This window comes from Gemmatimonadaceae bacterium, from assembly GCA_019752115.1.
Taxonomy (GTDB): Bacteria; Gemmatimonadota; Gemmatimonadetes; order Gemmatimonadales; family Gemmatimonadaceae; genus Gemmatimonas.
This window is the reverse complement of record JAIEMN010000082.1, coordinates 1-13420: the sequence shown is the minus strand read 5'-3', so window position 1 is coordinate 13420 and position 13420 is coordinate 1. Positions and strand designations below refer to the sequence as shown.

General features: G+C 67.1%; 11 protein-coding genes. All 11 read left to right on the top strand.

Features of this window, described 5'->3' with window-relative positions; genetic code table 11:
• Positions 1–318: PilN domain-containing protein (locus K2R93_22100; protein ID MBY0492545.1), on the top strand; the 318-nt coding region annotated here is incomplete at its 5' end.
• 12 nt (positions 319–330) lie between these two features.
• Complete coding sequence (gene pilO / locus K2R93_22095) at positions 331–960, top strand: type 4a pilus biogenesis protein PilO (GenBank protein MBY0492544.1); 630 nt, start codon at positions 331–333, stop codon at positions 958–960.
• On the top strand, positions 957–1451 hold the full coding sequence (locus tag K2R93_22090) for a pilus assembly protein PilP (GenBank protein MBY0492543.1): 495 nt from the start codon (positions 957–959) through the stop codon (positions 1449–1451). Before pilO ends, K2R93_22090 begins: the two co-directional genes overlap by 4 nt.
• Positions 1448–3655: an AMIN domain-containing protein gene (locus K2R93_22085; GenBank protein MBY0492542.1), complete on the top strand. Its 2208-nt coding sequence runs from the start codon at positions 1448–1450 to the stop codon at positions 3653–3655. Before K2R93_22090 ends, K2R93_22085 begins: the two co-directional genes overlap by 4 nt.
• A 22-nt stretch (positions 3656–3677) precedes the next feature.
• A complete protein-coding gene (locus tag K2R93_22080; GenBank protein MBY0492541.1) occupies positions 3678–6101 on the top strand; it encodes a hypothetical protein in 2424 nt (807 codons plus the stop codon).
• Between the two features lie 112 nt (positions 6102–6213).
• Positions 6214–7410, top strand: a complete 1197-nt coding sequence (gene aroC, locus K2R93_22075; GenBank protein ID MBY0492540.1) for a chorismate synthase — start codon at positions 6214–6216, stop codon at positions 7408–7410.
• A gap of 7 nt (positions 7411–7417) precedes the next feature.
• Positions 7418–7975: a hypothetical protein gene (locus tag K2R93_22070; GenBank protein ID MBY0492539.1), complete on the top strand. Its 558-nt coding sequence runs from the start codon at positions 7418–7420 to the stop codon at positions 7973–7975.
• Between the two features lie 279 nt (positions 7976–8254).
• Positions 8255–8419 carry a hypothetical protein gene (locus K2R93_22065; GenBank protein ID MBY0492538.1) on the top strand — a complete coding sequence of 55 codons (165 nt, stop codon included), beginning with the start codon at positions 8255–8257 and terminating at the stop codon, positions 8417–8419.
• A gap of 4 nt (positions 8420–8423) precedes the next feature.
• The gene (topA, locus tag K2R93_22060; GenBank protein ID MBY0492537.1) at positions 8424–10958 is read left to right on the top strand and encodes a type I DNA topoisomerase; all 2535 of its coding nucleotides are present in this window, start codon (positions 8424–8426) and stop codon (positions 10956–10958) included.
• Entirely contained in the window at positions 10955–12319 is a 1365-nt protein-coding gene (gene trmFO / locus K2R93_22055; protein MBY0492536.1) for a methylenetetrahydrofolate--tRNA-(uracil(54)-C(5))-methyltransferase (FADH(2)-oxidizing) TrmFO, read from the top strand. The genes topA and trmFO overlap by 4 nt, the downstream gene beginning before the upstream one ends.
• A gap of 31 nt (positions 12320–12350) precedes the next feature.
• Positions 12351–13319, top strand: a complete 969-nt coding sequence (gene xerC, locus K2R93_22050) for a tyrosine recombinase XerC (GenBank protein ID MBY0492535.1) — start codon at positions 12351–12353, stop codon at positions 13317–13319.
• Positions 13320–13420 lie beyond the last annotated feature (101 nt).

Sequence of the window (13420 nt, the reverse complement as noted above, 5' to 3'; positions counted from 1 at the left end):
CCCGGGGCGCCGAACGAGCCGCCGGCCACGGCGCCCGGTGCCGCCGCGCGGCGCAAGGCGCAGCATGTGCCCGACAGCGTCGTTGTCCACGCGCCGCTCACCTTCCGGCTCGTCGGCCAGACGGTCGACATCCAGGCGCTCACGATGTTCATGCGCCAGCTCGAAAGCTCGCCGTTCATCCAGCACGTCTCGCTCACCAAGTCCGAGATCGTGACCGTCGACGGCAAGGATGTCACCCAGTTCGAACTGGCCGCCGACTACGAAGTGCCGCCCAGCGGCGTCGTGAAGACCTCCCCCCTTGTTGTTCCCGTGCGCTGACCTGAGCGAATCATGGCAATCCTCCCGACTTCCCAGCGCGACCAGATCAAGCTGTTGATCGCCTTCTCGGCGATCTCCCTGGCCGCTCTCTACTGGATGTATCCGTATTCGTCGAAGGCCGAGCAGTTGACGGCCGACGAGCTCCGCGTCACGCAGCTCGAAGAGAGCAATCAGAAGGCGGCGCGTGAATTCGCCTCCGGCAGCATCGAGAATCTGCGCACGCAGGCCGCCGAGAACCGCTCGGCGCTCACCGTGATGCGCCGGCTCGTGCCGACAGGCAATGAAGTACCGGCGCTCCTCGAAGAGGTCAGCACGGCGGCGCGCCGCGCGGGTCTCGATGTGGGCGGCGTCATCCCCGAGCCGGTCATCACCGGCGAGCGCTTCGACACCTACCGCTACACCGTCACGATCATCGGCGGCTACCACGCCATGGGCGAGTTCCTCGCCAATGTCGGCTCGCTGCCACGTATCGTCGCGCCGGTGCAGTTCGGCATCTCCACCGGCGGCGCGCGCAAGCCCGGCATGCCCGTGCCGATGGCGCGACCGGGCGACAAGGCCGAGCTGACGTCCACGATCACCCTGCAGACTTACGTCGAGAAGACGGCGCCGGCTCCGCGCGCCGCCAAGGAGCGTGCGTCATGATGCGCCCTCTCATGCTGTGCTCCGCGCTGGTGCTCGCTGCCCAGCTGGCCGGCGCCCAGACCCCGGCCAAGCCGGTCAGCGCCACCGTCACGCGCGAATCCGCCGGCACCGTCAGCGCGCCCAAGGCCGCGCCGGCCAAGGCCTCGATGCCGACCGAGATCACGCTGCAGCGCGAAGTCTTCGCCTACAGCGGAAGCGGCCGTCGCGATCCGTACAAGTCGCTCATGACGAGCAGCGAAGTGCGCCCGCTCCTGAGCGACCTGCGCCTCGCCGTGGTCGCGCTCGACCCGGATGGCAAGAACTCGATCGCGGTGCTCCGCGACACCTACTCGAAGCAGCAGTATCGCGTCCGCGTTGGACAGCAGCTCGGCCGCTTGCGTGTGACCGCCATCAAGCCGAAGGCGGTGCAGTTCACGATGGAGGAGTTCGGCTTCAATCGCACGGAAACGCTTTTCCTGAGCAGTGACACGACGAAAGTGAGGAACCCATGATGGGACCGACGACCGTTGCAGTGATCGCCGCGCTCCTGGTGCCCGCAGGTGTGGCACCCACGGCGCGCGAGGCGCTCGCTGTACCGACGGCCAGGATGGCCGTGTACCATGATGATGTGACCGCCCGCGGGCGCGTCCACACCATCGAAGTGTCACCGTCCGCGAATGGCGCGGCCGTGGTGATCGGGGCCGACAGCGGCCTCACCGTGAACCACTTCACGCTCGACAATCCGTCCCGTCTCGTGGTGGATCTCGGGGGCGCGAGCCTCACGATCCGCTCGAGCTACGACGGCAAGACCCGTGGTCCGGTGCGCAATCTGCGCCTCTCGCAGTACCGCGCCGACACCGTCCGCCTGGTGATCGATCTCGACGCCTCGCACCGCTACACGGTGCGTCGTGACGGCAAGCAGGTCCGCATCGAACTCGAAGCCGCCGGCGCGTCGTTTGCCGCCTGGGGCTCGGCCATGAAGACGGAGACCGCGGTGGCCGCCGGCCGCCTCGAGTCGCCCGTCAGCACCATGCCGCAGGCCAAGGCTCCGGCCGATTCGCCCAAGGTCGCCACCGCGTTCGAGGCCCCGAAGGCTGAACCGGTGCGGAATGAGCCGGCCAAGGTCGAGATCAAGCCGGAGCCGGTCAAGGCCGAGCCGCTGGTCGACACCTCGAACGACCCGATGGAGAAGCGCGTGCCGGTGTCGGCGAACCGCCGCCAGCAGGCGCAGAAGCCGCGCATCACGGTCCAGTACGACAAGATCGACATCCGCGACGTGATCGCCGCGTTTGCGACCTTCTCGGGCCGCACGATCGTGATCGGCAAGGACGTCGAAGGCGTCGTCACCGCGGATATCCAGGACAAGCCGTGGGACGTCGCGCTGCAGGCCATCCTGCAGGCGCAGGGCCTCGCGGCCACCGAAGACGCCTCCGGCATCATCACCGTCGACAGCTATCAGAAGCTCGCCGTGAACCAGGCCCTCGAGCCGCTGGTCACGCAGATCGTCGACATCAACTACGCCAAGGCCACCACGCTCCGGCAGACGGTCACCGCGCTCCTCGCGCGCGATTGCACCGGCCTGACCACGATGCAGACGGGCCAGAACCTCGGCATGCCCATGAACCAGGGCATGCAGAACGGCAACCAGCAGCAGGGGCAGATGGGCGGGCAGGGGTGCGTCGTGCGCGGCTCCGTCGCCGCCGACAGCGCCACCAACAAGCTCATCATCACGGAAGTGCCGTCGCGCCTCCCGGAGATCGTCCAGCGCATTCAGCAGCTCGACATCCGGACCCCGCAGGTGGCCATCAAGGCGAAGATCGTCTTCGTGAACCGCACCGGCATCCAGGACATCGGCCTTGCCTATGACCTTGGCACCGGCAACAAGCAGTTCTTCCAGAAGCTCGTGCCGCGGGTCGATCCGACCACCCTCAAGCCGATCGACACGAACGGTGACGGGGTGCCCGATGCCGTCGGCGGCGGTACGGCCTACGAAGGCCCGGCGCGTATCGCCCTCGGTGGCAACGCGATCGCCGGCATCGCGAACGCCAACAACGCAATCAAGCCGAACGCGCTCAACCTGATCTACAGCACGGCGCTCGGTCGCTATCAGCTGACGTCGTTCCTCAACGCCCTCCAGACCTCGTCGCTCGCCGACGTGCAGTCGGAGCCCAGCGTGACGATCCTCAACAACCGCTCGGCGGAGATCTTCGTCGGTCAGGAAATCCCGATTCGCGTCATCGACGCGAGCTCCGGCTCCTCGGGCGCTGGGGGTGGTGGCGGCGGTGGCGGTGGCGGCGGCGGCGGCGGGCAGAACTCGCCCAACGCGGCGGCCTTCTTCCCCCGCGCCACGGTCTCGAAGGAAGAGGCGGGTATCAAGCTCTCGGTCACGCCGCAGATCACCAACAACAAGATGGTGCTGCTGAACATCAAGGCGGAGAACTCGAGCGCCGAAGTCGCGGCCACCGACGTGGGCGTGATCTTCAACCGCCAGCGCGCCGAATCGCAGGTGCTCGTGGCGGATGGCGAGGCGGCGGTGATCGGCGGCCTCACGGTCACGGAGACGACGCGCTTCCGCAGCGGCATCCCGGTGCTCATGAACCTGCCGTTCGTCGGCAAGATCTTCTCGCAGAACACCAAGAACGAAACCAAGCGCGACCTGCTCATCCTGGTCACGCCGCACATCCTGGACGAGGGCGTTCTGCCCCCGGGCCGTTAAGGCAACGAGGACTCCGCATCCCATGCTGACCTCACTCTTCGGGCGCGTCACGGCGCGCCCCCAGCCTCCTCGCGCCCGTCGCGGCCGAGCGCTCGGCGTTGCCCTCGTGGCAGCGGCCGTGTCGCTGGCGGCGTGCACCGGTGACGAGGTCATCGATCCCCCGTTCAAGGATACGGCCGCGCCCCGCGTGACCATCTCCAAGGGCAACACGGTCGATGACACCCTGATCTCGGTCAATATCAACGCCACCGACAACATCGGCCTGCTCAAGGTCCGGATCTTCCTGTCGGGCGGCATGACGGGCGTTTTCGACACCACGATGACCTCGGCGGTGACGACGCTCGCGTACAACCTGACCACGAAGGTGCCGGCCAACGCGCCGATCGGGGCGACGGTGATCGCCCGCGCGGTCGCCATGGACGGCGCCGGCAATCTGTCCGACACGTCGCGCGTCGCGCTCACGATCGGAAACCTCGAGCCGCCCCTGGCCATCGTCACGAGCCCCGTGGCAAACTCGCCGGTCGTCACCGGCAAATCGCTGGTGCTCTCCCTGGTTGGCCGCGCCCGCTACAAGGTCAAGACGCTCGGTTACGAGATCTCCGGCGCCTACAAGACCAAGGACTCGGTGAACTACTCGAATCCGCTCCGGGATTCGCTGAGCCTCCTCGATACGCTGGTGATTCCGGACAGCGTGAAGGGTCTCACCATCACGGTGACGCCGTTCGTGACCGACTCGCTCAACCAGCGCGTTGTTGGCGCCGGCGTGCCCTACGCGGTGCAGACGCCGACCACGTCCACGACGATCCCAGTGGTTACCACCGGCGTGGCCAGCCGCGTCGAGATCAACGACACCGTCTTTGTGTCGGCGACCGACCCGGTGGGGATCTCGGTGATCGGCTACGAAGTCCGTACGTTGGCCGGTTCGCTCATCACGGCCGACTCGGTGTCGTCCACGGGAGCCTTCAGCTCGCTGCTACGCACCTTCAAGGCGCGCATTCCGGCGACGGCGTTCCCGACTTCGGTCACGGTGGCCGGCTTCGCTCGCAATGCCGCGGGGCGCCGCGACGTGGCGCGCTTCGGTTCCGGCGCCCTCAAGCAGGATACGGTGCAGGTCGTGGCCGGCTTCACGAACCCGCTGCCGAATGGCGGCCAGATCGCCGATGCCATCTACGTCCCGCGCACCGATCGGCTCTATCTCTCGAACATCGAGCGCAACTGGCTCGAGGTGTTCAATCTGGCCGACTCGAGCTTCAAGACGCCGGTGGCCGTGGGCTCGCGCCCGTGGGGCCTCGCCGCGTGGCCGCGTAATCGCGCTGGTGACTTCGGTGATACGCTCCTGGTCGCGAACTCCGGCGGGACCAATATCAGCTACGTGAACCTCAACGCCGGTACCACCGGCCGCGAAGTGTACCGCTATCCGCTCCCGAACATCGTGGTCTACAGCATCACGACCACGCGCTCGGACAAGTCGGACCAGCTCATCACGCAGCGCACGCTCTACGACTTCAGCGATCGCCCGCAGTTCCTCGGCACGACCTGCACGACCACCGGCACGGCGCCCACCGCGCCCTGCCAGGACGCCATCGTGGTGTACTCCACCACGCCGACGCCCGGTCAGTCCACGCCGTTCCCGAATCAGGGCACGCTGCGCTGGGAAAACCTCACCAAGCAGACCTCGCACTTCTTCTTCGAGCAGGCCATTGGCCAGACGCAGAACGCGTCGGACACGCTCGAGATCGTGCGCCTGGCGGCCGGTGGGGTGGGCAGTGACTCGACGCTCCTGCCGTACAAGCAGCGCGTGACCACGCCGAGCGGCTCGTTCGATTACTCGATCGTGGCGCGGCTCCCGCTGCTCGCGTTCCGCGACACCACGTTCGTGCGCAACTCCGGCAACTTCCGCCGCGCCGTCTTCGGCGAGGGTGGTCCAGTGCTCGGCAGCCGCGCCCTGACGTACGATGCGATGATGGGCTTTGACAGCACGCCGCCCATCCCCGTGGTCGACAACGGCATCTCGCGTCCGATCGACGTGACGGATTTCATCGCCAACACCTTCGCCCGCGTTCAGGGCGTCGGCATCAACTTCGACGGCGCCATCAACGCCGTGAAGGGCGACTCGACCTACCTGTTCGACCGCACGCTGCGCCTGCAGGGCATCCTGCAGTCGCGTCCGAGCGGCGGTGGGCTCGACTTCCACCCGCTCAACACGGGCGCGAACATGACGAACCTCCGGGCGCGTCTGTCCTTCGTGGCCTCGAGCGAGCCGGTCATCGACGTGTTCGACACTTACTGCTATCGCAAGATCGCATCGGTGCCGATCCGCGACCCGATCATTGGTCCGATCAAGGCGGCGCTCCGGGCAAACGGCAGCCTGGTGCTCATCGGTGCAACGATCCGCGGCGTGACCCTCGTGGCGCTCCCGGACAACTTCACGACGACCTGCCAGTAAGCGGTTCACCCCGCGTCACGAAACGGGCTCCGGCACTCGCCGGGGCCCGTTTTGCGTGCGGGCGTCCCACCAAGGGTGGCGCGCCACGGCGGGGCCGCCCTACGTTGCACGCATGCCGATCCTCCGCTTCACCACTGCTGGCGAGTCGCACGGCCCCGCGCTCGTATCGGTCCTCGAAGGCATGCCCGCGGGCGTGCCGTTGCTGGCCGCCGACGTCGATACCCAGCTGGCACGCCGCCAGCAGGGCTACGGGCGTGGGCGCCGCATGCAGATCGAAACCGACCGCATCGAGTTCCTCTCCGGCGTGCGCGCCGGCGAAACGCTCGGCTCGCCGGTCGCGATGCTCATTCGCAACAGCGATTGGAAGAACTGGGTCGAGATCATGGACCCGGCGCCCCGCGACGGCGATACCGATGGCGCCCGCAAGCGCGCCGTGACGCGCGTACGGCCGGGCCACGCCGACCTGACCGGCATTCTGAAGTACGACCGCAGCGACGCGCGCGACATCCTGGAACGCGCCTCCGCGCGCGAGACCACCGCGCGCGTGGCGGCGGGCGCGATCTGCCGCGTGCTGCTGCGCGAAGTGGGCGTGTCCATCGGCTCCCATCTGGTGCATCTCGGCGGTATCGACGCCGTGCGCCCCGACCAGCTCCCCGACGACATCAACGCGGTGTCCGACGCGTCGCCGCTGCGCACCCTCGATCCGCGGGCCGAAGCGGCGATGATCGAGCGCATCGACGCGATCAAGAAGGAAGGCAATACGCTGGGCGGCATCTGTGAGGTGGTCGTGCGTGGGCTGCCCGTGGGGCTCGGGTCGCACGTCTCGTGGGAGACGCGCATCGATGGCCGTCTGGGGCAGGCGATGCTCTCGATCCCCGCCGTGAAGGGCGTGGAGATCGGGCTGGGCTTCGAGACCGCCCGCCGCACCGGCGCGGAGGTGCATGACGAGATCGAGCCCGCGGTGGGCCGCACCCGCGCCGGCCACGTGCGGCGCAAGACCAATCGGGCCGGAGGCACCGAGGGTGGCATGACCACCGGCGAGGATCTCGTGATTCGCGTGGCCATGAAGCCCATCTCCACGCTCATTCGGCCACTCGGCACGGTGGACACCAAGACGGGCGAGAACGCGACGGCGGTCGCCGAACGGAGCGATGTGACCGCGGTGCCGGCGATGGGCGTAATCGCGGAGGCGATGGCGGCCTATGTCCTCGCCGACGCGCTGCTCGAGAAGTGCGGCGGCAACTCGCTGGGCGAGGTGCAGCGCAATCTGGCGGGCTATCTCGCGCGGCTCGACGAACGCGTTCGCTGAGCCCATCGTGACCGACGCGCCCATCCCGAGGGATCAGATCGATGGGCATCTCGTGCTCGTGGGGCTGCCGGGGGCCGGCAAGTCCACCTGCGGCCGCCAGCTGGCGCGTCGGCTCGGGCGCCCGTTTCTGGATTTCGATGTGGAGATCGAACGCCGCACCGGCCTGACCGTCGCGCGGCTCTTCGCCGAGCGGGGGGAAGCGGCGTTCCGGGCGCTCGAGGTGGAGCTGACGCGGGAGCTGGCCGCGGCGCCGCCGATGGTGCTGGCTCCGGGGGGCGGGTGGGTGACCAATCCGGGGGTCATGGAACTGCTGCGCCCGCCAGGACGGATCATTCATTTACAGGTCTCGCCGGCCGAAGCGCTGCGCCGGGTGTCCCGGTCTCGCACGGTCCGGCCGCTGCTCAATCAGGCGAACCCAGCCGTTCGGATTCAGGCGTTGTGGGACGCCCGGAAGGGGCTCTACGCGGCGGCGGATGCGGTCCTAGAAGTGGAAAAGCTTACCCAGCAACAGGTTATAGATTCACTGGTTACGCTTGCCCGTGTCGGAGTCGCGGAGATAGGTTAGGAAATGGACGATCGTTGGATGCCGGTTGTGGAAGAATTGCGCGAGCGCTTTGCCGCCGACACGGATGTCGTGGAGGTGGAAGCCTGACTCTCGTCGCAAGGATACAATCGGCGTCAGATTGGAGAGATCCTTTCTTTACTGTATAGCGATACTGAAGCCGGCCCCGGTTGGAGCCGTCACGGCGTTTCGGCGCCGGGGTATCGGACGGCCCCCATCCGGGTACAAGGCCCACACGAACGCGGGCGATTCACCGCCGACGCGTGGGGCTATCTGGTGACGATGCATGCCACCGGGGCCGTTCATCCGAACGATTTTGAGCAACTCGTGGAGCGTGCGCTCGTCCATGTGGATGGCCGCATCAGCCTCGCGGACATCCGCACGATCGCGGAAGACGTGGGCTTTGATGATGGCGCCATGGGTGGCGACCGTCCCCTGATACACTGAGCAGATGCCGACCAAAAAGGCTGCACCCAAGACCGCTGCCAAGGCGGGGACCTCAGCGTCCGCGAAATCGTCCGCCACACCGGCGGCGAAAGCGGCTGCCAAAACTGTGGTAAAGGCGCCGGCCAAGTCGGCGGCCAAGAAGGCGCCCGCGAAGAAGGCGGCGAAGAAGGCCGTGAAGAAGGCGACGGCCCGCAAGTCCGCGGTCGTGGAGTCGTTCGAGGACAACGAGCCCGCGCCCGCCGGCGGTACGTCGCTCGTCATCGTCGAGTCACCCACCAAGGCCAAGAACATCGGCAAGTATCTGGGGCGCGGCTACACGGTGCGCGCGACGGTCGGCCATGTCCGTGATCTGCCGGCCAAGAAGCTGGGGATCGATATCGACCACGGCTTTGAACCGGAGTACGTCACGATCGAGGGGAAGGAAGACATCCTCTCCGATCTCAAGAAGCTGGCGAAGGGGGCTCGCGAGATCTTCATCGCCACCGACCCTGATCGCGAAGGAGAGGCGATCGGCTGGCATGTGGAGCAGTTCCTCACGCAGCCCAAGCGGCATGCGGTGAGCGCGCCCATCCGGCGCGTGATGTTCCACGAAGTCACGAAGGACGCCGTTCTCAAGTCGCTCGCCAAGCCCATCGACATAGACACGCGCAAGGTCGAAGCGCAGCAGGCTCGTCGCGTCCTCGACCGGCTCGTGGGCTACAAGGCGAGCCCGGTGCTCTGGAAGACCGTGAAGAAGGGGCTCAGCGCCGGTCGCGTGCAGACCGTCGCGCTGCGGCTCATCGTGGAGCGCGAGCGCGAGATTCGCGCGTTCACGCCGGTGGAGTACTGGAGCATTGCGGCTGATCTGCAGAAGGGCACGCAGCCCTTCACCGCCAAGCTGCATCAGGTCGATGGCAAGAAGCCGGAGATCCCGAATGCGGCGGAAGCCGATCGTATTCTGGCCGATCTCAAGGGGCGGAAGCAGTTCCTCGTCACTGAGGTCAAGCGGCGCGAGCGTCGCAAGAACCCGGCGGCGCCGTTCACCACGTCCACGCTGCAGCAGGAAGCGGCCAAGAAGCTGGGCTTCGCCTCGAAGCGTACGATGCGCCTCGCGCAGGATCTGTACGAGGGTATCGACATCGGGATCGATGGCGCGACCGGTCTCATCACGTACATGCGTACGGACTCGACGCGTGTCGGTGAAGAGTCCGCGAACGCGGCGCGTGATGTGCTGCGCGCGCAGTTCGGTGAGGACTTCCTCGCGCCCACGCCGCAGCTCTATCCCACGGGGAAGGCCAACGCGCAGGACGCGCATGAAGGCGTGCGTCCCACCGATCCGTCGCGCAAGCCGGAATCGGTGCAGAAGTTCCTGACGGCCGATCAGTTCAAGCTGTATCAGCTCATTTGGCAGCGCTTCATGGCGTCGCAGATGGCACCGGCGGTGTTCGACACCACCACGGTGGACTTCGACATGGCGGCGGGTGAGCGCCAGTATCTGTTCCGCGCCACGGGCTCGGTGGTGAAGTTCCAGGGCTTCCTGGCGCTGTACCGCGAGGCGCGCGAAGAGGGCGACTCAAAGGCGTTGGAAGACGAGCAGGCGCTGCCGATGCTCGAGGTCGACGAGAAAGTGCCGGTCAAGGCGATCACGCCCAACCAGCACTTCACCGAGCCGCCGCCGCGCTTCTCGGAAGCGTCGTTGGTGAAGGAGCTCGAGCGGCTGGGGATCGGACGTCCGTCCACGTACTCGAGCATCATTTCCGTGCTCGAGGAGCGGCGCTACGTCTCCAAGGAGCAGCGGCGCTTTTTCCCCACCCCGCTTGGCGAGACCGTCGAGAAGGTGATGGTGAAGAAGTTCCCCGACGTGTTCAACGTCGGCTTCACGGCGCAGATGGAAGAGGAGCTCGACAAGATTGCCGACGGCGAGATCGACTGGGTGCGCGCGCTGGGCGACTTCTGGACGCCCTTCCAGCGCACGCTCAACGACAACGATCTCGATGCCCTCATCGGTGAGGCCTACGATCTGTCGGCGCTGGCCACCGAAAAGTGCCCGGAGTGCGGCGGCAAGCTGGTCGCCAAGGGCGGGTTCTTCGGGCCGTTCGTGGCCTGCGAGAATCACCCGAAGGTCTGTAAGTACACGCGCCCCATCAAGGGGGAGAAGAAGCCCGCCGAGCTGACCAACTACATGTGTCAGGAGTGTGGTGCGCCCATGGTGGTGCGTCACGGTCGGTCGGGGGACTTCCTGGGGTGCAGCAAGTTCCCGAAGTGTCGCGGGACGCGCTCCATGCCCACCGGTGTGAAGTGCCCCAAGGACAGCGGCGAGATTGCCGAGCGTCGTTCGAAGAAGCGGGGCAAGGCGTTCTACGGCTGCGAGAATTACCCGAACTGCGACTTCGTGGTATGGGACAAGCCGGTCGCCGACACCTGCCCGGATTGTGGCTATATCGGCGCTGAGGCGAAGTCGAACAAGACGCGCGGCAACTTCCGGAAGTGCATCAAGTGCGGCAACGAGTGGGACGTGCCGACGCCGGAAGACGCCGAGGACGTGGCCGAGGTCGCGTGACCTCGGTGACACCGATTCATGTGGTTGGGGGCGGTCTCGCCGGGAGCGAGGCCGCCTGGCAGCTCGCGGAGCGCGGCCACGACGTGGTCATCCACGAGATGCGTCCCGTGCGGACCACGGCGGCCCATCGCACTGAGCGACTGGGTGAGCTCGTCTGCTCGAACACGTTCAAGAGCACCGAGACCTCGAACGCCCACGGGTTGCTGAAAGCCGAGATGCGGGCGTTGGGGTCGCTCATTCTGACCTGTGCCGATGAGGCGCGGGTACCGGGCGGTAGTGCGCTCACCGTGGATCGCGAGATCTTTTCGCAGGCGGTGCATGATCGGATCCATGCGCACCCGCGCATCACGGTCTCGCGCGACGAGGTCACGACGGTCCCCGAGGTCGGTATCATTGCGACCGGTCCGCTGACCAGCGATGCGCTGGCCGAGGCCATTCGGGCGCGCTTGGGTGTGGAATCGCTGGCGTTCTACGATGCGATCGCGCCCGTGGTGAGTGTCGAGTCCATCGATCAGGCGATCGCCTTCCGCGCGTCGCGCTGGGGCAAGGAGACGATGGACGGGGCGGGGGAGGAAGGCGCGTTCCTCAACTGCCCGTTCACGAAGGACGAGTACGAGGCGTTCATCGACGCGCTCACCACCGCCGACCAGTTCACGGCGCACGAGTTCGACAGCGTGCCGTACTTCGAAGGGTGCATGCCCGTCGAGGAGATGGCGCGGCGCGGGCGCGAGTCGTTGCGCTTTGGCCCCATGAAGCCCATTGGCCTGCGTGATCCGCGCAGCGACCGGAAGCCGTGGGCGGTGGCCCAGCTGCGCATGGAAGATCGCGGCGGGCGCATGTGGAACCTGGTCGGCTTTCAGACGCGCCTCCGCATTCCCGAGCAGGCGCGCGTGTTCCGCATGATTCCGGGGCTGGCCGAGGCGGAGTTCCTGCGCTTCGGGTCCATTCATCGCAATTCGTACGTGAACGCACCGGCGGCGCTGTCGCCGCATCTGTCGCTGCGCGATGCGCGCACCACGCTCTTCGCGGGGCAGATCACCGGCGTGGAGGGGTACACCGAAAGCAGCGCGACTGGGCTGCTGGCCGGCATCAACCTCTCGCGCATGCTGCGCGGCGAGGACCCGGTGGTGCCGCCGCCGGCCACGATGCTCGGCGCGCTTTACCGATATCTGCGCGAGGCCGACCCGAAGCACTTCCAGCCGATGAACGCCAACTTCGGGTTGCTCGACGAGCTCGAGGGCGTGGAACCGCGGGTGCTCAAGGACAAGACGCGCAAGCGGGAGCTGTTCGCCGAGCGCGCCTTGGCGGCGCTAGCCGCGTGGCGCGCCGAGCATGCGCTTGATGCGGTGGCGGTGGGCTGACGCGTGAGCGCCGAGCCGTGAGCGCCGAGCCGTGAGCGACGAGGCGGTGAGCGACGAGGCGGAGCGCCCGCTGCCGACCGAGATTGCGGAGTTTCTGACGCATCTCGAAAAGGAGCGCGACCTCTCGCCCAACACGGTGCAGGCGTATCGCCGCGACCTCAAGGAGTTTGCCGTCTGGCTCGCGCAGACGTATGGCGTCGCGGGGTGGGACTGGAACGAACTCACCCGCACGAGCATCCGCGGCTACATGGCGCATCTCACGCGCCGCGGTCTCGCCAAGCGCTCCATTGCGCGCCAGCTCTCGGCGGTGCGGAGCTTCTATCGCTGGATGCATCGCGATGAACGCGTCGAGGTGAACCCCGCGCGCGCGGTGGGCTCACCGCGGCTCCCGCGCACGCTGCCGGCCTATCTCGATCGCACGCAAGCCGAGACGCTCATTCAGCACGCCGAGACGCGCGCCCAGAGCCTCGAGTTCAGCGACGTGCGCAACCTCGCGATGCTCGAGCTGTTCTACTCGAGCGGTCTCCGCCTGTCGGAGATGCGTGGCATCGACCTGGGCGACCTGGATCTGGTGTCGCAGCAGGTCAAAGTGCGCGGCAAGGGGCGCAAGGAACGCATCGTGCCGCTCGGCGATCATGCGCAGCGCGCCCTGCGGAACTACCTGAGCAAGCGCGATGCGCTGCTCGCCAAGCTTGGCGGCGTGAAGGCCGGCCGCGTGGCGCGCGGCGCGGTGTTCCTGAGCGAGCGCGGCGCGCGCATCAGCCCACGCGCCATTCAGCACGCCATGGTCGGGCTCATGAGCGCCGTGAGCGAAGGGGCCGACCTCACGACTCACTCGCTGCGCCACACCTTCGCCACCCATCTGGTGGACGCCGGCGCCGATCTGCGCGCGGTGCAGGAGCTCCTGGGGCATGCCTCGATCAGCACGACGCAGATCTACACCCACACGAGCGTCGAGCGCCTCAAGAAGGTGTACCGGCAGGCGCATCCGCGGGCGTAGATGCGTTGGGTTTTGGGTGATGGGGTGAACTGATCACATCCAAGTTGAAATGAGAAAGGCCTTCCCCCGGCTGGTCGCGGCGTAGCACATCTGAGGTGCTC

Excerpts from the sequence above, each read along its gene's own strand:
- pilO (MBY0492544.1), top strand. The coding sequence starts at position 331 with ATGGCAATCCTCCCGACTTCCCAGCGCGACCAGATCAAGCTGTTGATC.
- K2R93_22090 (MBY0492543.1), top strand. The coding sequence starts at position 957 with ATGATGCGCCCTCTCATGCTGTGCTCCGCGCTGGTGCTCGCTGCCCAG.
- K2R93_22085 (MBY0492542.1), top strand. The coding sequence starts at position 1,448 with ATGATGGGACCGACGACCGTTGCAGTGATCGCCGCGCTCCTGGTGCCC.
- K2R93_22080 (MBY0492541.1), top strand. The coding sequence starts at position 3,678 with ATGCTGACCTCACTCTTCGGGCGCGTCACGGCGCGCCCCCAGCCTCCT.
- aroC (MBY0492540.1), top strand. The coding sequence starts at position 6,214 with ATGCCGATCCTCCGCTTCACCACTGCTGGCGAGTCGCACGGCCCCGCG.
- K2R93_22065 (MBY0492538.1), top strand. The coding sequence starts at position 8,255 with ATGCATGCCACCGGGGCCGTTCATCCGAACGATTTTGAGCAACTCGTG.
- topA (MBY0492537.1), top strand. The coding sequence starts at position 8,424 with ATGCCGACCAAAAAGGCTGCACCCAAGACCGCTGCCAAGGCGGGGACC.